Genomic DNA, 18284 nt, shown 5'->3' on the forward strand with positions numbered 1-18284 from the left:
GCAATGGCGTACCCTACAATGGCGTACGTGGAAATCAACGAGCAGACCCGGGCGTTCATCGCCGCCCACCGTACCGAGGACGTGCGCGACCTGGCCCTGCATGCCAGGCGCGGGGACGGCGTGGATGTGACGTTCGCGCTGGAGCAGATCGCCGGATGGCAGCGGGCGCGCGTGAAGCTGCCCGACTGGGCGGCGGTCGACGGGCTCGTCTTCCCGCCGCAAGTGCCGATGGAGCAGTGCTCGTCGCAGTTCACCGCAGGGTACAAAGCGCGACTGGCCGCCCGTCTCGTCGTCGGCCATGGCGCGCGGCCGGCCGCGGGCGATGGCACCGTCTCCCCCGCCCAGGCCGACGGCTCCCGTTCCACCAATGAACCGTGTCGGACCTCGCTCATCGACCTGACCGGCGGGTTCGGCGTGGACTTCTCGTATATGGCCCGAGTGTTCGACCGGGCCACCTATGTGGAACGGCAGCCGAACCTCTGCGATATCGCCCGCCATAACCTTCCGCTGCTCGGGCTCGCCCATGCCGATGTCGTCAACGGTGATTCCGTCGAGGTCCTGGATTCGCTGCCGTCGGCTTCGATGATCTTCCTCGACCCGGCCCGGCGCGACGATCACGGCGCACGCACCTATGCGATAGCCGACTGCACCCCGGACGTGCTCGCGCTCAGGGAGCGATTGCTGGGCAAGGCCCCGGTGGTGATGGTCAAGCTCTCCCCCATGCTCGACTGGCATAAGACCGTGGTCGATTTCGCGGGCGCGGTGGCCGAGGTGCACATCGTCTCCACGGGCAACGAATGCAAGGAGCTGCTGCTGGTGCTCACGCGCGACCGGTGCGACGATCCGCTGGTGGTCTGCGTCAACGACGGCCAGGAGCTGGCGTACCGGGACGGGGACGACGGGAACGTCAGTGATGATGCCGCCATGGCGACGGGCCCGTCCGCGGTATCGCAGCACTCCTCCGATGGCGATGATGTTATCGCCGCCGATCAGGGCCGCTATCTGCACGAGCCGAACGCCTCGATCATGAAGGCCGGCTGCTTCGACGTGCTGGAGCGACGGTTCGGCGTCATGGCCGTCGGCCCGAACAGCCACCTGTTCGTCTCGGCGGAGCCGGTGAAGGGATTCCCGGGCCGTTCGTTCCGCATCGAGGGGACGGCCACCATGAACAAGCGCGAACTGAAGTCGCTGCTGGAGGGGCTCACGCACGCCAACATCGCCGTGCGCAACTTCCCGATGCCCGTGGCCCAACTGCGCAGGAAGCTCAAGCTCAAGGACGGCGGCGACACCTACCTGTTCGCCACCACGGACCGATCCGGCCGCCACATCGTCCTCCGCACGATCAAGGCCTGACGAAACGAATAAGGCTCTGCCGCGTTGACACCGGTGCCATCCGTTCCTTTCTCGGCTCCCCTTGTCAGGGGAGCTGGCGGCGAAGCCGACTGAGGGGTAGTCCCTCAGGAACGGATACCCAATGCCGATACGGCAGAGCCACGAACATTCGACGAGCCAACCGCCGAATGCCTTTCAATCAATCAGTCCTTGGCGATGGTCTTGCCGGCGTTCGGGCCGGAGGCGAGATCCTGGATCTCGGTGACCTCGAGGACCGGGATCACGGCCGGCTTCTTGGTGCCCTTCTCCTCGGCCACCTTGACCTGGGCCTCGTAGATGGCGTCGTCGGAGTGCAGGGTCACGGTGCCGCGGAAGCGGTAGCCCTTCTTCTCGGCGAGGTTGGCGAAGGCCACGACCAGCGGGGAGCCGTTCTTGAGGTTCTCGTAGGCCTGGCCGGCGGTGCGCTCATGGTAGGCGATATGCGTGTCGTCCAGCACGAACAGGGACATCTTCGGACCGAGGTCCAGCTCGCCGTCCTTGGAGATGGTGGAGACCCAGCCGAGGTTGTTCTCGATGAATTCCTTGATTTCCGGGGTGATGACTGCCATGGTGCAGGTCCTTTCTTGCAACGTTTTGCCGACGGTACCAGCCTAGTCGAATACCGCCGGACACGGCCGGATGTTCGCTGTGAGTATGCTCACGTACGCCCGCGCGTCCTACCGGTTTTTGACCGGCCGTCACCGTACCCTTATGAGGCGAGAAATCCGAGAGATCTTGAGGTGCATTATGGGATTGACCGACCGTTTCAGCTCGTTGCGCAGCCGTTGGTCACGCTCGTTTCCGCCGAATCTCGCCCGTCTGATGCTGCTGGCCTGCGCGGCGCTGTGGGGCGGCAGCTATCTGCTGGCCAAGTTCGCCATGGAGGCGATTCCCCCGCAGTGGCTCATGGGACTGCGCATGATCGGCGCATGCCTGTGCATGCTGGCCCTGTTCCACAAGCACATCGTGCCGTATCTGACGCCGAAGATCATCGTGCCGGCGCTGGTGGTGGGCCTGACATATTGGGGCACGATGGTCACGCAGACCATCGGCCTGCAGACCATCGAACCGGGCCGCAGCGCGTTCCTGACCGCCGCCTACTGCGTGCTGACGCCGTTCGCCACATGGATCGTCTCGAAGACGCGCCCGAAGGCCATCAACCTGGTGGCCGGCGTGATCTGTCTGGTCGGCGTGGGCTTCGTCTCCCTGAAACCCGGCGGGTCGCTGTCCCTGAGCACCGGCGACTGGCTGACCATCGCCACCGCCATCATCTTCTCCTTCAACCTGACGTGCCTGGGCGTGTACACCAAGCGGTTCGACCCGATCGCCGTGACGTTCGTGCAGTTCGGCGTGGCGGGCGTCCTGTTCCTGGTCGGCGCGCTGCTCACCGAGCCGATGCCGAACGCCGGTTGGCTGGCGCCCTCGGTGGTGGCCAGCGTGCTGTACCTGTTCCTCGGCGCCACGATGAGCGCGCAGATCATGCAGAACATCGGATTGGCGCATGTGCCGGCCTCCCAGGCCTCGATCATCATGTGCACCGAAAGCCTGTTCGCGGTCTCGTTCTCCGCGCTGTTCTGGGGCGAACGCATCATGTGGAGCTCGCTGGTGGGCTTCGCGCTGATCTTCGCGGCCGTGCTCATGTCCGTGATCAAACCGACGAAGCACTCGCTGCACCGCAACTGATTGCCGGCCGTCATCGCATGGCCGGTCGCGGCTAGTATGGAACCGCACGAATCCGCCCGCATGAGGGCATCCGTATAGGCAATGTATGAAAAGGACTGTCATGAATCTGCTTGAGGCCATGGAAGAACGCCATGCGGTGCGCAACTACACCGACGAGCCGCTGACCGCCGATCAGATCACCGCGCTCGAGACCGCCATCGGCGAGGCGAACGCGGCGCACGGCCTGAACATCCAGCTGATTCACGACGTGCCGGATGCGTTCGGCGGATGCCCGACTCATTACGGGCGATTCAGGAACGTGCGCAATCTCATCGCCCTGATCGGCAGGGATGCGGCCGACGGCACCGCCGACCTGGACGAACGCGCGGGCCATGCCGGCGAACTGCTGGCGCTCACGGCCGTGACGCTCGGGTTGGATACCTCCTGGGTGGTCCTGCATGAGACGGATGCGCATGACGGCAAGTGGACGCTCGGCGAAGGCGGACGCATGCCCGCGGCCATCACGCTCGGCCATGGCGCCCGTCCGGGACGCCCGCATCGCAGCAAGCCCGCCGAGGAGCTGACCGCCGTGGAACAGGGGTCGTACGCCGACGCCCCCGCCTGGTTCCGTCATGGCATCGAGGCCGCGATGCTGGCTCCGAGCGCCTTGGGCAAGCAACCGTTCCGTTTCACGCTGCTGGCCGACGGGCATACGGTGAAGGCCGAGACGTTGGAGGGCGTGCAGGCCGAAATCGGCCTGGGCATCGCCAAGCTGCATTTCGAGCTCGCGGCAGCCGACGCCGATTTCGTGTGGGCATGAGCCCCGCTCATCCGGGCATTTTCATACCGATTGTGAAGGTTTTGAAGGTCTCGTGTAAGCATTCCGTTGCTTTCATCGAGCCTTCAGCAACTTTGGAGCGGAAACGTCTAGGTTCATCATTGTGAAGAAGTTTTTCCAAGGTCTTTCCCTCTCCTCGATCGTGGCAGGCACCCTTGCGGCCGTCACCTCGTTCCTGTTGTCAGCGAAGATCGGTCTCGCCGGTTCCGTGATCGGCGCTGCAATCAGTTACATCGTGTCCTCCGTGGCCACGAACATCTACAAGAACGTGTTGACGGCATCCGGCGAGAAGCTGCAGGCCGTCAGCGGCGTCGGCAATGCCGACGACTCCGGCCAGTCCGATGAGCAAACGGCCGACGAACCCGCCGAACAGGCGTCCGATAAGTCCGGCGAATCCACCGAAGATGCCGGACAGCACAACGAATCCGGCGAAGACGGTAAGGCCGGCGCCGATTCGGACGAATCCAAGGATACCGACGACCGGACCCGTACGGTCTCCGGCATCGAGGCCGCCGCGCGCAAGCCGCGCGAGATCATCTCCAACCGCGAATCCGGACGCACCTATTCGGTGGCCGAGCTGCGTCGCGCGCGCAAGCCGCGCAATCCCAAGCGCATGGCCGTCATCGTCACGCTGGTCTCCGGCCTGCTGGCCGTCGCGATCAGCGCCGGTGTCGTGATGCTGCTCACCCGCGGCCAGGGCACGGACAGCGTGGTGCGCGACTGGAGCACGCCGACCGTCACCACGCCGACCGACACGGACACCGATACCGACACGCAGACGAACCTGCCCACCCCGCCCAACGATTCCACGAACCAGCAGGGCACGGACAGCTCCAAGGATTCCACATCCACCGATTCGACCGACGGCACCGACTCCTCCGAGTCGACCAACACCGACGGCTCGACCGAGTCCAACGGCACGAACTCCGGCACGAACAGCGGATCCACCGGCACGAACGGGTCGACCGAATCCGGCACCAACAGCGGATCCACGGGTACGGACAGCGGCTCGACCGACTCGGGCACCACCGATTCCGGCACGAACTCCGGCACCACGGGATCCACCGATTCCTCGACCGGCTCCACGTCCGGCAGCACGGGTTCCGGTTCCGGCACGTCCTCGAACACCGGCAGCGACAGCGGCACCGGCATCAAGGCCATCGGCTGAGACGCCGCGGAAGCCAAACGATACGGCACTCATCAGGCCCGTCGGATCCAACGATCCGGCGGGCTTTTCCATTGGCTTTGTCAAGCCAAATTGGCATGCTCTCCTATCTCGGGCTCCCCTTGTCAGGGGAGCTGTCGGCGTAGTCGACTGAAGGGTAGATATACCAGATTCATGTCAATCGTGGTCTCAATGTCATAGCCGCGCATGATTTGACGTGGGGCAATGAGAGACTGGAGCACTATGAGCACTATCATCATGCGCACCTCCGAAGGTGACATCACCATCAACCTGTTCGACGACAAGGCCCCGAACACCGTGGCCAACTTCCTGGGCCTCGCCACCGGCGAGAAGGAATGGGCGGATCCGTACACCGGCCAGCCCTCCCACGGCAAGTTCTACAACGGCCTGACCTTCCACCGCATCATCAAGGACTTCATGATCCAGGGCGGCTGCCCGCTCGGCACCGGCACCGGCGGCCCGGGCTACGAGTTCGACGACGAGATCGATCCGAGCCTGAAGTTCGACCGCCCGTACCTGCTGGCCATGGCGAACGCCGGCCTGCGCCGCGGCCGCGACGGCCAGATCCACGGCACCAACGGCTCCCAGTTCTTCATCACCACCGTGCCGACCCCGTGGCTGGACGGTCACCACACCATCTTCGGCGAGGTGGCCGACGACGCCTCCAAGAAGGTCGTGGACAAGCTCGAGTCCGTGGCCACCGATCCGATGGACCGTCCGCTCGAGCCGGCCGTGATCCTGTCCGTGGACGTGGCCGAGTAAGGTTCTTGAATCCACGATATTAAGGGGGCTTCCGATGTTAATCATCGGAAGCCCCTTGTTCGTTTGGATATATCCGAGGAACAACGCGCTCCAGGTAGCGCTCCCCTCAGTCGCCTTTGGCGACAACTCCCCTCAGGGAGGGGAGCCGGATTACCGGCAGGTGCCGCCCGCCAATGCCTCGGCTACTTCATCTTCCTGAGGCGCGGTTCGGCGGATTCCTTGGCGCCGGTGATGCGGTAGACGTCGAAGACGCCGTCGATCTTGCGCACGGCGGCCAGCAGCGTGTTGAGGTGCTGCGGGTCGGCCATCTCGAAGCTGAACTGGCTGGTGGCCACGCGGTCGGAACCGGTGGCGATGTTGCCGGAGATGATGTTCACGCCATGGTCGGAGAGCACGCGCGTCACGTCCGAGAGCAGGTTGCGGCGGTCCAGCGCCTCGACCTGGATCTTGACCATGAACAGGCCCTTAGTGCTGGTCCACTGGACGTCCACCACACGTTCGGGCTGCTTGGCCTTCAGATCGATCATGTTCTGGCAGTCGGTGCGGTGCACGGAGACGCCCTGGTTGCGCGTGATGAAGCCGATGATCGAATCGCCCGGCACCGGCATGCAGCAACGCGCCAGTTTGACCCACACGTCGCCCACGCCCTTGACGGCGATGCCGGTGGAGCTGCTCGGCGACTTGCGTTCGGCGGGCTTGAGGGGCAGGACCTCCTGCTCCACCTCCTCGTCCACCTCGTCGGCGCCCGCATCCTTGACCAGATGCGAGATGACGTTCTGCGTGGAGATCTGGCCGTCGCCGATGGCGGCGAACACGGCGTCCGCGTTGGGGAAGTTGAGGTCGTCCGCCACACCGACCAGCGCCTCGGGGGTCAGCAGCGAGTTGACCGGCAGGTTGCGCTTGCGCATGGCGCGGGTCAGTTCGTCGCGGCCCTCCTCGATGGCTTCGGTGCGGCGTTCCTTGGAGAACCACTGGCGGATCTTGTTGCGGGCCTTCGGGCTCTTGACGAAACTCAACCAATCGCGCGAGGGGCCGGCGGTGTCCGACTTGGAGGTCAGGATCTCCACGGTGTCGCCGTTGTCGAGCGTGGTGTCGAGCGGCACGAGACGGCCGTTGACACGCGCGCCCATCGTGCGATGGCCCACCTCGGTGTGCACGGCATAGGCGAAGTCCACGGGCGTGGCATGGGCGGGCAGGGAGACGATCTTGCCCTTCGGGGTGAACACGTACACCTCGGCCGATCCCAGATCCTCCTTGAGGGAGCCGAGGAACTCATTGGAGTCCGGGGTCTCGGAGGTCCAGTCGGCGAGCTGCTGGATCCACTTGAGGTTGTCCGCCTCGCTCAGTTCCTGGTTGCCGGAATCGCGCTTGCGGTCGGACTTGTCCGGGGAGCTCAGGGCGCGGCCGGCCTGGCCGTTCTCCTTGTACTTCCAGTGCGCGGCGATGCCGAATTCCGCGCGGCGATGCATGTCCCACGTGCGGATCTGGATCTCCACGGGCTTGCCGCCGGGGCCCACCACCGTGGTGTGCAGCGACTGGTACATGTTGAGCTTGGGCATGGCGATGTAGTCCTTGAACCGGCCGGGGACCGGGTTCCACCGCGCATGCACGGCGCCGAGCGCCGCATAGCAGTCCTGGATGGTGTCCACGATGATGCGCACGCCAACCAGATCGTAGATGTTGGCGAAATCGTGGCCGCGCACGATCATCTTCTGGTAGATGGAGAAGTAGTCCTTCGGGCGTCCGGTCACGTACGCCTTGATGTGCTGTTCGTCGAGGTCCTCGTTGATCTCGGCCAGGATCTGCTTGAGGTATACGTCCCGCTGGCCGGCGCGACGGGCCACCAGCACCACGATTTCGTTGTAGATCTTCGGGTAGAGCACCTTGAAGCTGAGCTCTTCCAGCTCGGTCTTGATGGCGTTCATGCCCAGACGGTTCGCCAGCGGCGCGTACACGTCGAGCGTCTCGCGCGCCTTCTTCTGGGCGGAGGAGGTCTTCACGTAACGCCAGGTGCGGGCGTTGTGCACGCGGTCGGCGAGCTTGACCACGAGGGTGCGCACGTCGCGGCTCATGGCCACCACGAGCTTGCGGATGGTCTCGGCCTGCGCCGAGTCGCCCACTTCCAGCTGGCTCAGCTTGGTCACGCCGTCCACCAGGCCGGCCACGGTGTCGCCGAATTCGGCGCGGCACTGGTCGAGGGTGTAGTCGGTGTCCTCCACCGTGTCGTGCAGGAGGCCCGCGGCCACCACCACCGGGCCCATGCCCAGGTCCGCTAGGATCTGGGACACGGCCAGCGGATGGATGATGTACGGCTCGCCCGACTTGCGGCGTTGCGCCGAATGCTGGATCACAGCGCGACGGTAGGCACGGTCGAGGATGGACAGGTCCTCCCCCGGATGATGCGCCTCACATACCTTCTTGATCGGCTCGAGCGGATTGATAGGATCTGCGCTGATCTCACAACCCAGCTTGCGGGCGGCATACTGCTCGCCATCAATCTCTGACATGCCAGTCACCTCCCTCATGTGAAGTTCATTGTAACCGCGAACCGGCGCATTGCGCGCGCGACTGTCCGCGGCCGGTCATCACCCGGCCGCACGCAACCTCGCGGACGTCCGGCGGTTCAGGACGCGACGCCGGTCGACCCGAACCCGCGTTCGGCGCGGTCGGAGCCGGGCAGCGTCTCGGCCGGCACGAACCGGGCCTCGACGTACCGTTGGATCACCATCTGGGCGATGCGGTCGCCCGCATGGAATACGGCGGTGTGCTCGGGGTCGAGGTTGATCAGCGGCACCTTGATCTCGCCGCGGTATCCGGCATCGACGGTGCCGGGCGCATTGAGCACGGTGACGCCCTGCTTGACAGCCAGACCGGAACGCGGGTGGACCAGCGCCACGTAGCCCGCGGGCAGGGCGATGGCCACGCCGGTGGGTACGAGCGCCCGTTCGAAGGGCTTCAAGGTCACGTCGACTGTGGTGATCAGGTCGGCGCCGGCGTCACCCGCGTGGGCGTAGTGCAGCTGGGCGGGGTGGTCGGGGTCCAGGGACTTGACCAGGACCTCGGTGGACTCGGGCTCGTTGTAGGTCTCGTCGAACGCCATCAGGCGGCGCACTCCTCGCACACCGGCTGGCCGTCCTCGTCCGTGTAGGCGAGCTGGCTGCGGTGCTTGACCAGGAAGCACTGGGAGCAGACGAACTCGTCGCCCTGCATCGGAATCACGGTGACGGAGGAGTCCTCGTTGCTCAGATCGGCGCCCGGCAGCTCGTAGTCCTCGGCGATGGCGTTCTCATCATCATCGATGTCGCTTGAGGAGTTCTGCGCGGACTTGCCCAGAGCCTGCAGCGATTCCTCGTCCTCGTCCTTGTTGCGGGGGGAATCATAATCCTGAGCCATGATGGTCCTTTCGTAGGTGTTCGCAATTGTCGCGACGCTAAGGTAGCGCCCGTACTCGGCGACATGATACACGATTTGAAATACTCGTAAAGTTCGACACGTGGGGCATACTTGAAAGAAGTATTGGTTTTGGTACGGAAAGCGGTGTGACTATGCCTGGTGAGCAGCCCGAAAAGGCCGGTTTCGTGCGCGTCAGCGACTCCGGAGACCTCGTGTTTTCCGTGGACGGACGACAGTTCTCCATCAGCGTGGACGACACGCTCGAACGCGCGATCCTCGAGGCCAAGCAGGTCCGGAGCGAGAAGCAGCGCGCCCCGCAGCCGCATCAGCAGGCCACGCTGCCCATCTCCCAGATCCAGTCGCTGATCCGCGCCGGCGCGGACCCGGCGCGCGTGGCCGAGCGCTACCACCTGAGCGAGACGCTGGTACGCCGGTTCTCCGCGGCCGTGGAGACCGAGAAGCAGTACGCCATCGAGCAGTTCCTCACCGTGCCCGCGCCGAAGGACAGCCGCGTGCGCACGATCAGCGAGCTGGTGGAGCGCACGCTGGCCTCCGCGTCGATCGGCATGGAGTCGGTGACGTGGAAGTCCACGAGGCGGGGTCTCGAACCGTGGCGCATCGTGGCGATCTTCACGTCCGCCGGCCGTGAGATCCACGCCGAGTGGACGTGGAACATGCACGACAATTCCGTGGTGTGCCTCAACAACGCGGCACGCAAGCTTCTGGGCGAACAGAACCCCGGTTCCCCCGCCGCCGATTCCGGACTGCGCCCCGTGACGGCCGAGCTGCCCGGTGATTCGGTGCGCTCGGCGCGCATCGAACGGGCCGTGTCCGCATGGGCCGCGCCGATCGGTTCGACGCCCGCCTCCCATCCGACGGACGTTCAGGCCGGCGCCACGGCCGTTCCGGGAGCGGCCGGCAACGCGACGCCTGCCGCCGGCGGCGCTGCGGGCGGTGCAGCTCCGTCCTCGTCTATCGGTTCGATGCCGCCCATCGATTTCGCGACGACCGGTTCGATGCCCGCCATCTCCCCCACCACTGTGGGGGCCGCCAACGAAGGCTCTCCGGCAGCGCCCGGTGCCGCGGAAGGCATCACCGCCGCCCCGGCGACCAGCACCGACGAGACCAAGACGGCTGAGAACACGACTCCGGCCAAACCCGCCAAGCGCCGCTCCGGCCGTTCCGCCGTCCCCAGCTGGGACGAAATCCTCTTCGGCGACTAAATCCCGTCCTATTCCTCCTGCCCGATCACACCAGATCGATCAGGCAGGGAATATCCATCTCCAGCATGGTCTGCGATCCGTGCACGCTCGGCAAACGGGTGGCCTTGTCGCTCTGCGTGCGCGAATCCACGAACGTCGCGGCACCGGTGGCCTGCACGATCACGTCGCCGATCATCGGCCTCACGCGATCGGCCACCGGACCGAACAGGCCATCCGCGAACGCCTGCTCGCGCGTACGGACCAAGGCCATATCCCCCAGACGGTTCCGCCAACGTCCGGCGATCGCCTCGGCACTCTCACCGGGCGAAGCGTACAGCATCAGCGAGCGCGGCTCCCCGCCGACCAGTTCCACGCCCTGGGAGAGTTCGGGTTCGGCGGCGATGTCCACGCGGCCGTCCGGGTCGGTCTGGACCATGCCGTGGTCGGCGACGATCACGATGAGCGTGCCGGCGGGAGCGCTGCGATGCAGGAGGGCGAGCTGCGCGTCGATGTGCTCGAACGTGGCCACCCAGTTCTCGGAATCCCAGCCATAGTTGTGACCCACCTTGTCCGCGTCGCGGATGTAAAGATAGGTCAGGCCCGGCTGGCGGGCGGCGCGGGCGGCTGCGAGCACACGGTCGCGCGGGGTCACGTTGGGCTGGTAGTCGGTGCCGCGCAACGCCGCCTCGGTCAGGGGCGAGCCGGCGAACTTGGGCAGGCCCGAACTGGTGACGCGCACGCCCTGGGCGGCGAGCTTCTCGAACACCGTCTCCTCCTGTTGCAGGGAGCGCGGGTCGATCATGGCGGGCACGGGGATGTGCGGGTTGGCGGGCTTGGGGGCGAGCGCGTCCTTGAATTGGATGAGCTGGATGAGCTTGTGGCTGGCGGGCTCGAGCTGCGTGTATCCGGCCATGCCGGTCAGTCCCGGGCAGGTGCCGGTGCCGAATGCGGCCATGGCGGCCACGGTGGTGCTGGGCGCGCAGGTGGCGATGGGCCGCTGGTTGGCGGTCTCGTTCATGAGCGAGCGCAGGTAGGGCGCGTGGCCGAGTCGCATGGCGAGGTTCCAGTAGCCGAGCCCGTCCACGAGCACCACGATGGCGGAGGTCACGAAGGGCAGGCCGAGCGCGGTCTGGCAGGCTTTGGGGTCGGCATGGACCTTGGTGGGCGTCGGATGGCCGATGGCGGCGGACAGTGCGGGCAGCACGGCGGACAGGTGCAGCGCTCCCCCGCGTCCGCCGGCGGCACGGTCGGGGATGCCGTCCCCGTAGGTCGCGGTGGGCACCAGTCGCAGCAGTTCGTCCATATCCGGCGTCTCAACACTCATAGTCTGCTATTCAAGTCGCACCCCCCAACCTTGGGTTCCGCGCACGCGAACGACGTGACGGCGACGGCCGTGCGTCCCATTCCATGCGGCACGCTAAACTGGGGCGCGTTCGAAAGGGAGTTTCATGGCATCACACCGCAAACCGTCCGTGCAGACCTATGACCCGCGTACGGTCAAGGAGCATATCGTCGAGACGCCGTTGAACGAGGAGATGAGCAAGTCCTTCCTCGAATACGCCTATTCGGTGATCTACGCGCGAGCCCTGCCGGATGCGCGTGACGGCCTGAAGCCGGTGCAGCGACGCATCGTCTATCAGATGGGCCAGATGAACCTGAACCCGGATCGCCCATACATGAAGTCCGCCCGCGTGGTGGGCGAGGTGATGGGCAAGCTCCACCCGCATGGCGATTCCGCGATCTACGAGGCCATGGTGCGCCTGGCCCAGCCGTTCGCGATGCGCCTGCCGCTGGTGGACGGCCACGGCAACTTCGGTTCGCTGGACGACGGTCCGGCCGCCTCCCGTTACACCGAGGCCCGTCTGGCCCCGGCGGCGCTCGGCATGAACGCGGACATCGACGAGGATACGGTCGATTTCACGCCGAACTACGACAACAAGCTCAAGGAGCCGACCGTGCTGCCGGCCGCCATCCCGAACCTCCTGGTCAACGGCGGCTCGGGCATCGCCGTGGGCATGGCCACGAACCTGGCCACGCACAACCTCGGCGAGGTGGTCAACGCCGCGAAGTTCCTCATGGCGCATCCCGAGGCCACGCTCGAACAGCTCATGCGCTACGTGCCGGGGCCGGACTGGCCCACCGGCGGCACGATCATCGGCCGCGACGGCATCCGCGAGGCCTACGAGACGGGCCGCGGCACGCTCACCACGCGCGCGGCCACGCACGTGGAGCACATCACCGCGCGCAAGCAGGCGATCGTGGTGACCGAACTGCCGTACATGGTGGGTCCGGAGAAGGTGATCGAACGCATCTCGGACGGCGTGAAGAACCGCAAGCTGGAGGGCATTTCGGGCGCGTTCGACCTGACGGACCGTCATAACGGCACGCGACTGGTCATCGAGATCAAGACCGGCTTCGACCCGCACGCCGTGCTGGTGCAGCTGTTCAAGCACACGCCGTTGCAGGACAACTTCGCCATGAACAACGTGGCGCTGGTGGGCGGCCGCCCGCACACCATGGGCTTGAAGGAGATGCTGCAGGTGTGGATCGACCACCGCCGCGTGGTGATCCGCCGCCGCAGCGAATACCGCAAGAAGAAGGCGCAGGAGCGCCTGCACCTGGTCGAGGGCCTGCTGCTGGCCATGCTGGACATCGACGAGGTGATCCAGGTGATCCGCACCTCGGATGATGCGGACGCCGCCAAGACCCGACTGATGGCCGTGTTCGACCTGGACGAGGTCCAGTCCCAGTACATCCTGGATCTACGTCTGCGCCGACTGACCAAGATGAACCGCATCGAGCTCGAGGCCGAACGCGACGACCTGAAAAAGAGCATCGAGGAGCTCACCCGCATCCTGGCCTCCGCCGAGGCGCTGGATCAGGTGGTCACCGACGAGATGGACCAGGCAGTGGCCAAGTGGGGTTCGCCGCGTCGCACGGTGCTGCTGGACGTGGATCCGGACGGCACGCTCACCCCGGTGGCCGCGCATGGTGCCGGCGCTTCCGGCGTCTCCCAGTCCGCGCTCGAGGCCGCCAAGGCCGCCACCACGATCTCCTCCGCCCAGGCCGATGTCGAGGCCGCCACCAAGGCCGCGAAGAAGAGCGGCGAGGAGAACGCCCTGGCCGGCGCGTTGAAGATCGAGGACGAGCCGTGCGTGGTGGTGATGAGCGCCACCGGTCTGATCGCCCGCACCACGCCGAGCGCGATGGACGTGTACCAGGCCCGGTCCGCGTCCGACAAGCGCCAGTCGGACGACCAGATCACCACGATCTTCCCCACGTCCACGCAGGCCACGTACGCGCTGATCACGTCGGCGGGCCGACTGGTGCTAGCCCATGTGGTCGACCTGCCGGCGCTGCCCGCCTCCGACATCCTGTCCGCCAAGGGCGGGGTTTCCGCCGACGAGCTGATCGGCATGACCGAATCGACCGACCCGATTCCGGGCGAGCATGTGGTCACGGCGATCGCCATGGAACAGCCGAGCGGCTCCAATGCGGGCGGCGAGCGCGATTCCGCCGATGTCGGCGATGCCGCGCCGCTGCCGTCGCTGGCCATCGGCACCCGCAACGGCGTGGTCAAGCGCTGGAACCGCGAGGCGCCGACCACGATGGACTCCTGGTCGGTCATCGACCTGAAGGACGGCGACGAGGTGGTGTTCGCGGCCGTGGCCGAGGACGACGACCGTCTGGTGTTCGTCTCCTCCGATTCCTCGCTGCTCACCTTCGACGCGAAGAACGTGCGCCCGCAGGGCCGTACCGCAGGAGGCATGGCCGGCATCAAGCTCGCCGACGGCGCCCGCGTGATGGCGTTCAACGCGGTGCCCGCCGGCAAGGTGGCATGGACCTACGAGGAGGGCGAGAACGGCATGTCCGCGGCTTCGGGCGCGGTGGTGCTCACCGTGGCCGGCGACTCCGACGCCCTGCCCGGCACCGAGAACGGCGCCGCCAAGGTGACACCGTTGGAGATGTACCCCACCAAGGGCCGTGCAACGGGCGGCGTGCGCTCGCAGCGCTTCCTCAAGGGCCAGAACACGCTGATTCTGGCATGGGTGGGTCTCTACCCGCTGCGGGCCTCGACCTCCTCTGGAACGCCGGTGGAACTGCCCAAGCCGGATATGCGCCGCGACGGTTCCGGCGTGGACCTCGCCTCCCCCATCGCTTTCATCGGCTGATAGGTCTGCCGTTTCTGCCGGGAGCCGCCGACGACAATCGACTGAAGCCGGGGTCCATCTTCAACATGGGCTCCGGCTTTCATCATGCCCCGGCCTACACTTAAAGCGTTGAGGAGGTGCGTGATGAAGCTGTTGGTCGCCGTATCCAATGACCCGTTGTCCCGTGCGATTCGAGGCACGCTGCTCGGCGCGGGCCATGAGGTGGAGTCGGCAGGCACGGGCGGCGCGGCGCTGGACGCCATCGAGGACGAGGCGTTTGACGCGGTCGTACTGGACGAGGGACTGCTGGGCGAGCCAATCGCGCAGGTCATCGAATCGCTGCGCGACGCTCGGCCGGATATCCGGATCCTGCTGCTCACCTCGACGCCGATGAGCAAGGCGACCGGCGAGGGCAATCGTTGGCGGGCACTGCCGGACGAGTACGCGCCCATCGAGCATGCGGTGCCGGCCGTCCGCGGCACGGCGACGGATGACGGCCCGGCTTCTTCCCCGGACGATCCGGGTGCCGCGGACGCTCCGGGCACAGATGCTCCGGGCGCAGGCACGAATGTCTGCGAAACGGGCCAATCGTCGGTCCGGACTTCGAACCATGACGACCGACTGCCGGATGCGGTGCTCAGGAAGCCGTTCTCCGATACCGAGCTGCTTTCCTATGTGGCGGCGCTGGCAGCCGACTCCCCCGAATTGATCATCCGCGGCAATCTCACGCTGGACACCACCAACCGCAGGGCGTACTATGCCTCCACGCACAGTCCGATCACGCTTTCGCGTCTGGAGTTCAGTCTGCTGGAGGCGCTGGTGAAGGCCAATGGCGCGTTCGTGAACACCCGCGAACTGGTCAAACTGGTGGGCGGCCCGTATTTCGAGCAGCAGGGATTGCTGCGCAACGCGCTGTACACGCTCGATCAGAAGCTCACCCGCGCCGGTCTCATCATGACCCAGCGCGGCTCCAACTGGCGCATCCGGTAGCGCCTGGAGGAATTCACCGTCACATAACTTGTTTCCACTTCGGAAAGTAGTATTGTTTTCCGTAACGGAAAGAGGTTTGGTTGCGGCATGTGCCGCAGCCCGGCCATGAACCCGGCGAAGGAGGCCATCGTGACGGATATGCGGGTTACGCCACCGGGCACCGGCGAGGGAGCACATGGGTCGCATCGGCTCGACGCCGACGCCCTGCGAAAGCAAAGTGCCTCGGACGCGCAGGACAGGTCCGGCATGGCGGACACGGCGGATGCCCTGGATGCGCTGGATGCCCTGACCGCATTGGACTCGGACCGTTCGAAGCTCGCCGGCTCCTATGACCGGATGCGCGTCACGACCGTCATCTGGGTGGCCGCGGTATACGGTCTGCTCACCCTGACGTATTGGCTGATCCCGCAAGCCTATCTCGGCCGATTCCGCCTGCCCTGGAATTCCGCGTGGATCATATTCGCGTTGCTGGCGGCGTCCATGCTGTTGATGTGCACCGCGATGACGCTCACCGCCCACGCGCAGGGCATCGCCGTACAATGGCTGCCGCCTGCGCCCGTAGCCGCAAACCGTCGGTACCGGACCATCCTTGCCGTGCGGTTCGTCCTCAACTTCATTCCGCCCGTCCTCGCCCTGGTCGTGGGATACGTCACCGACGCATGGTGGTCCGCACTGGCCGTCACCGCAATCGGCGCCGCGATCAACGGGTTGGCGGAGTACTGGGAGCTTGATGCGACGGTCCGCGCGCTGAAACAGCGGACAACCCCACAGCAGGATACGGAGGTGCGCCATGGCATCGGATAGCCCGGAACCGGTGTTCGACGAGGTCATCCACGCTCCGGTGCGACTTCGTATCTGCGGGTTGCTGGACACCTATGGCACGGTCCGGTTCGACGTGCTGCGCGATACGCTCGGCGTCAGCGACGCCACCTGTTCCAAGCATCTCAAGACCCTCGCCGACCATGATTACGTCCGACTCGACAAGAAGGCCGGCGACGGCGGTAAGGCGTACAAGGTCACCTGGGTCAGGCTGACCCGTGAGGGCAAGGCCGCGTTCCAGTCGCATGTGGCCGCGCTGCGGCAGATCGTCGCCGGCCAGGCAGCCGGATAGCGTCGGTTTGATGCTAGTTACCGGCTCTTCCTAGCAGCAAACCGACGTGAAGAAGCCATTTTGCGTCCGTTTGATGCTAGGCCGTGGCTTGTTCTAGCAGCAAACCGACGCCAATTCACCATTCGACGTCCGGAATTTGCTAGAGGCGCGTCCACTCTGGATAGTTTCGGACGCTCCGGAATCCCACAACCACACCCCTTGCGTAAGCCATGCCCGAAATCGTGTTTTCGCGCATGGCCTGGCGCGAGCTTACCCGAATCGAGGCTTGACATGAAAGCCGTACTCTACAAGGACCTGCAACAGGTCCGTCATAACGGGGCGATGCTCGTCGTCGTCATCATCGGCATCACGATGCCCCTGCTGCTCATCGCCGGCATCACACCAATGGGACTGGACGCGAAGGCGGGCGGCACCATGCTGCAATTCGCCATCCTGTCGCTCACGATGGGTCTTGCGCCAACGTTGTCACTCGATGCGATCCGCGATGACCTGGGCAACGGCACCATCGTTGCGGTGCGCGCCTGCGGACGGCCGCTCCGGCAGTATTTTACGGCGCAACTGGCGTACGCGATCATCCCCATCACCGCGCTCTCGCTGGCATTGATGACGTTCGCGTATCTCGACGCCCCCGTACTGCGCACGAACATCGCGGGACCGCGGGGAATCGTACTGGCCTTCACGCCGACGCTGGCCTCACTGGCCTTGTATTTCTGGTCGATTGTCATCAAAGGAAAGGCACTGATCATGACCACAACCACACTCGTTCCCGGCGTGCGCGCCGACGGCTCCGCCGATGCTCAGACCGGAACCATAGGCACCGACATGTCCGGCATCACCGCCGATTCGGTCGCGTCGTCCTTGCGCCCGCCGCTCGCCATCCGAGTCACCGACATGACCTTCGGATACAAACGTGACAGGCCCGTGCTCGAACACATCAATCTCGACGTGCCGGCCGGCCAGTCGTTGGGTATCCTCGGCTACAACGGCGTGGGCAAGACCACCCTGTTCGGCGTCATCACCGGCTTGCTGCGGCCGCAGGGAGGCTCCGCCGCCATCAACGCCGACGTGTTCCATTCCATGCGCGAGGTGTTCCAGCTCACCGATTCGGGCAACCTCTCCCCCACGATGACCATCCGCGAAAACCTGAAATTCCGTGCGATGCTTTACGCCACGCACGACGACCCTCACCCCATCGACCTGCGGCATCTCGACCAGCTGCCGATGATCCAAGCCTTCGAACTCGGCGAGCATCTCGACAAGAAGGTCAGAGACCTCTCCAGCGGCCTCAAGAAGCGGGCGGGCATCGTGGCGGGCATGCTGTTCGATCCGCGTCTCATCCTGCTGGACGAGCCGACCAACGCAGTGGATCCGGTCACCCGCCAGCTGCTCATCGACCTGATGAAGCAGCTCAAGGCGGACGGCCGCACGATCCTGACCATCACGCATGACCTCGACTACTGCTGGGAGGTGACCGACCGCGTGGTCATCCTGGACGACCGGCATCTCATCAAGGACTGCAGGCTCGTGGATTTCGCCGACATCGACGATTTCAAGCAGGCCGCCACGCTTGGCCGCGGCCGCGCTCACGTCGATTTCGGACTGAGCAGGTGACTGGGCG

General features: G+C 65.5%; 16 protein-coding genes. 11 read left to right on the top strand and 5 right to left on the bottom strand.

Features of this window, described 5'->3' with window-relative positions:
* The first annotated feature begins 27 nt into the window (after nucleotides 1–27).
* On the top strand, nucleotides 28–1353 hold the full coding sequence (locus tag JS536_RS03815; protein ID WP_214355875.1) for an SAM-dependent methyltransferase: 1326 nt from the start codon (nucleotides 28–30) through the stop codon (nucleotides 1351–1353).
* 182 nt (nucleotides 1354–1535) lie between these two features.
* On the opposite strand, the gene JS536_RS03820 is transcribed toward JS536_RS03815, so the two are convergent.
* Nucleotides 1536–1940, bottom strand: a complete 405-nt coding sequence (locus tag JS536_RS03820; RefSeq protein WP_214304954.1) for a pyridoxamine 5'-phosphate oxidase family protein — start codon at nucleotides 1938–1940, stop codon at nucleotides 1536–1538.
* 178 nt (nucleotides 1941–2118) lie between these two features.
* On the opposite strand from JS536_RS03820, the gene JS536_RS03825 reads away from it, so the two are divergent.
* The 4 genes from JS536_RS03825 to JS536_RS03840 all read left to right on the top strand — a co-directional run bounded on the left by JS536_RS03825 (nucleotide 2119) and on the right by JS536_RS03840 (nucleotide 5819).
* Nucleotides 2119–3054: a DMT family transporter gene (locus JS536_RS03825; protein ID WP_214304955.1), complete on the top strand. Its 936-nt coding sequence runs from the start codon at nucleotides 2119–2121 to the stop codon at nucleotides 3052–3054.
* Between the two features lie 100 nt (nucleotides 3055–3154).
* A complete protein-coding gene (locus JS536_RS03830; RefSeq protein ID WP_214355819.1) occupies nucleotides 3155–3853 on the top strand; it encodes a nitroreductase family protein in 699 nt (232 codons plus the stop codon).
* A gap of 121 nt (nucleotides 3854–3974) precedes the next feature.
* Nucleotides 3975–5039 (top strand): hypothetical protein, encoded by a 1065-nt coding sequence (locus JS536_RS03835; RefSeq protein WP_214355820.1) that lies wholly within the window; start codon nucleotides 3975–3977, stop codon nucleotides 5037–5039.
* A gap of 240 nt (nucleotides 5040–5279) precedes the next feature.
* A complete protein-coding gene (locus JS536_RS03840) occupies nucleotides 5280–5819 on the top strand; it encodes a peptidylprolyl isomerase (protein WP_214304958.1) in 540 nt (179 codons plus the stop codon).
* Nucleotides 5820–6001: 182 nt separating this feature from the next.
* Here the strand turns inward: JS536_RS03840 and JS536_RS03845 are convergent, their stop codons facing one another.
* From JS536_RS03845 to JS536_RS03855, 3 genes are all read right to left on the bottom strand, one after another.
* The gene (locus tag JS536_RS03845; protein ID WP_214304959.1) at nucleotides 6002–8326 is read right to left on the bottom strand and encodes a bifunctional (p)ppGpp synthetase/guanosine-3',5'-bis(diphosphate) 3'-pyrophosphohydrolase; all 2325 of its coding nucleotides are present in this window, start codon (nucleotides 8324–8326) and stop codon (nucleotides 6002–6004) included.
* Between the two features lie 116 nt (nucleotides 8327–8442).
* Nucleotides 8443–8919, bottom strand: coding sequence for a dUTP diphosphatase (dut, locus tag JS536_RS03850; RefSeq protein WP_214304960.1), 477 nt, complete (start codon nucleotides 8917–8919; stop codon nucleotides 8443–8445).
* The gene (locus JS536_RS03855; RefSeq protein WP_109057341.1) at nucleotides 8919–9212 is read right to left on the bottom strand and encodes a DUF4193 domain-containing protein; all 294 of its coding nucleotides are present in this window, start codon (nucleotides 9210–9212) and stop codon (nucleotides 8919–8921) included. Before JS536_RS03855 ends, dut begins: the two co-directional genes overlap by 1 nt.
* Nucleotides 9213–9364: 152 nt before the next feature.
* Between JS536_RS03855 and sepH the strand changes: the two genes are divergently transcribed.
* Entirely contained in the window at nucleotides 9365–10435 is a 1071-nt protein-coding gene (gene sepH, locus JS536_RS03860; protein ID WP_214355876.1) for a septation protein SepH, read from the top strand.
* Between the two features lie 25 nt (nucleotides 10436–10460).
* Here the strand turns inward: sepH and JS536_RS03865 are convergent, their stop codons facing one another.
* Nucleotides 10461–11738 (bottom strand): alkaline phosphatase family protein, encoded by a 1278-nt coding sequence (locus JS536_RS03865; RefSeq protein ID WP_214355821.1) that lies wholly within the window; start codon nucleotides 11736–11738, stop codon nucleotides 10461–10463.
* A gap of 124 nt (nucleotides 11739–11862) precedes the next feature.
* On the opposite strand from JS536_RS03865, the gene JS536_RS03870 reads away from it, so the two are divergent.
* The 5 genes from JS536_RS03870 to JS536_RS11790 all read left to right on the top strand — a co-directional run bounded on the left by JS536_RS03870 (nucleotide 11863) and on the right by JS536_RS11790 (nucleotide 18277).
* Nucleotides 11863–14586, top strand: coding sequence for a DNA topoisomerase IV subunit A (locus JS536_RS03870; protein ID WP_214355822.1), 2724 nt, complete (start codon nucleotides 11863–11865; stop codon nucleotides 14584–14586).
* A 123-nt stretch (nucleotides 14587–14709) separates the two neighbouring features.
* A complete protein-coding gene (locus tag JS536_RS03875) occupies nucleotides 14710–15555 on the top strand; it encodes a DNA-binding response regulator (protein WP_214355823.1) in 846 nt (281 codons plus the stop codon).
* Between the two features lie 87 nt (nucleotides 15556–15642).
* Nucleotides 15643–16359, top strand: a complete 717-nt coding sequence (locus JS536_RS03880; protein ID WP_214355824.1) for a hypothetical protein — start codon at nucleotides 15643–15645, stop codon at nucleotides 16357–16359.
* Nucleotides 16346–16666, top strand: coding sequence for a transcriptional regulator (locus JS536_RS03885; protein WP_214355825.1), 321 nt, complete (start codon nucleotides 16346–16348; stop codon nucleotides 16664–16666). The genes JS536_RS03880 and JS536_RS03885 overlap by 14 nt, the downstream gene beginning before the upstream one ends.
* A 270-nt stretch (nucleotides 16667–16936) precedes the next feature.
* Complete coding sequence (locus tag JS536_RS11790; protein WP_240544239.1) at nucleotides 16937–18277, top strand: ABC transporter ATP-binding protein; 1341 nt, start codon at nucleotides 16937–16939, stop codon at nucleotides 18275–18277.
* Nucleotides 18278–18284: the final 7 nt, after the last annotated feature.

This window comes from Bifidobacterium sp. SO4, assembly GCF_018555355.1.
Taxonomy (GTDB): Bacteria; Actinomycetota; Actinomycetes; order Actinomycetales; family Bifidobacteriaceae; genus Bifidobacterium; species Bifidobacterium miconisargentati.

Excerpts from the sequence above, each read along its gene's own strand:
- JS536_RS03825 (WP_214304955.1), top strand. The coding sequence starts at position 2,119 with ATGGGATTGACCGACCGTTTCAGCTCGTTGCGCAGCCGTTGGTCACGC.
- JS536_RS03820 (WP_214304954.1), bottom strand. The coding sequence starts at position 1,940 with ATGGCAGTCATCACCCCGGAAATCAAGGAATTCATCGAGAACAACCTC.
- JS536_RS03855 (WP_109057341.1), bottom strand. The coding sequence starts at position 9,212 with ATGGCTCAGGATTATGATTCCCCCCGCAACAAGGACGAGGACGAGGAA.
- JS536_RS03870 (WP_214355822.1), top strand. The coding sequence starts at position 11,863 with ATGGCATCACACCGCAAACCGTCCGTGCAGACCTATGACCCGCGTACG.
- JS536_RS03845 (WP_214304959.1), bottom strand. The coding sequence starts at position 8,326 with ATGTCAGAGATTGATGGCGAGCAGTATGCCGCCCGCAAGCTGGGTTGT.
- JS536_RS03830 (WP_214355819.1), top strand. The coding sequence starts at position 3,155 with ATGAATCTGCTTGAGGCCATGGAAGAACGCCATGCGGTGCGCAACTAC.
- JS536_RS11790 (WP_240544239.1), top strand. The coding sequence starts at position 16,937 with ATGAAAGCCGTACTCTACAAGGACCTGCAACAGGTCCGTCATAACGGG.
- sepH (WP_214355876.1), top strand. The coding sequence starts at position 9,365 with ATGCCTGGTGAGCAGCCCGAAAAGGCCGGTTTCGTGCGCGTCAGCGAC.
- JS536_RS03880 (WP_214355824.1), top strand. The coding sequence starts at position 15,643 with ATGTGCCGCAGCCCGGCCATGAACCCGGCGAAGGAGGCCATCGTGACG.
- dut (WP_214304960.1), bottom strand. The coding sequence starts at position 8,919 with ATGGCGTTCGACGAGACCTACAACGAGCCCGAGTCCACCGAGGTCCTG.
- JS536_RS03885 (WP_214355825.1), top strand. The coding sequence starts at position 16,346 with ATGGCATCGGATAGCCCGGAACCGGTGTTCGACGAGGTCATCCACGCT.
- JS536_RS03840 (WP_214304958.1), top strand. The coding sequence starts at position 5,280 with ATGAGCACTATCATCATGCGCACCTCCGAAGGTGACATCACCATCAAC.
- JS536_RS03875 (WP_214355823.1), top strand. The coding sequence starts at position 14,710 with ATGAAGCTGTTGGTCGCCGTATCCAATGACCCGTTGTCCCGTGCGATT.
- JS536_RS03865 (WP_214355821.1), bottom strand. The coding sequence starts at position 11,738 with ATGAGTGTTGAGACGCCGGATATGGACGAACTGCTGCGACTGGTGCCC.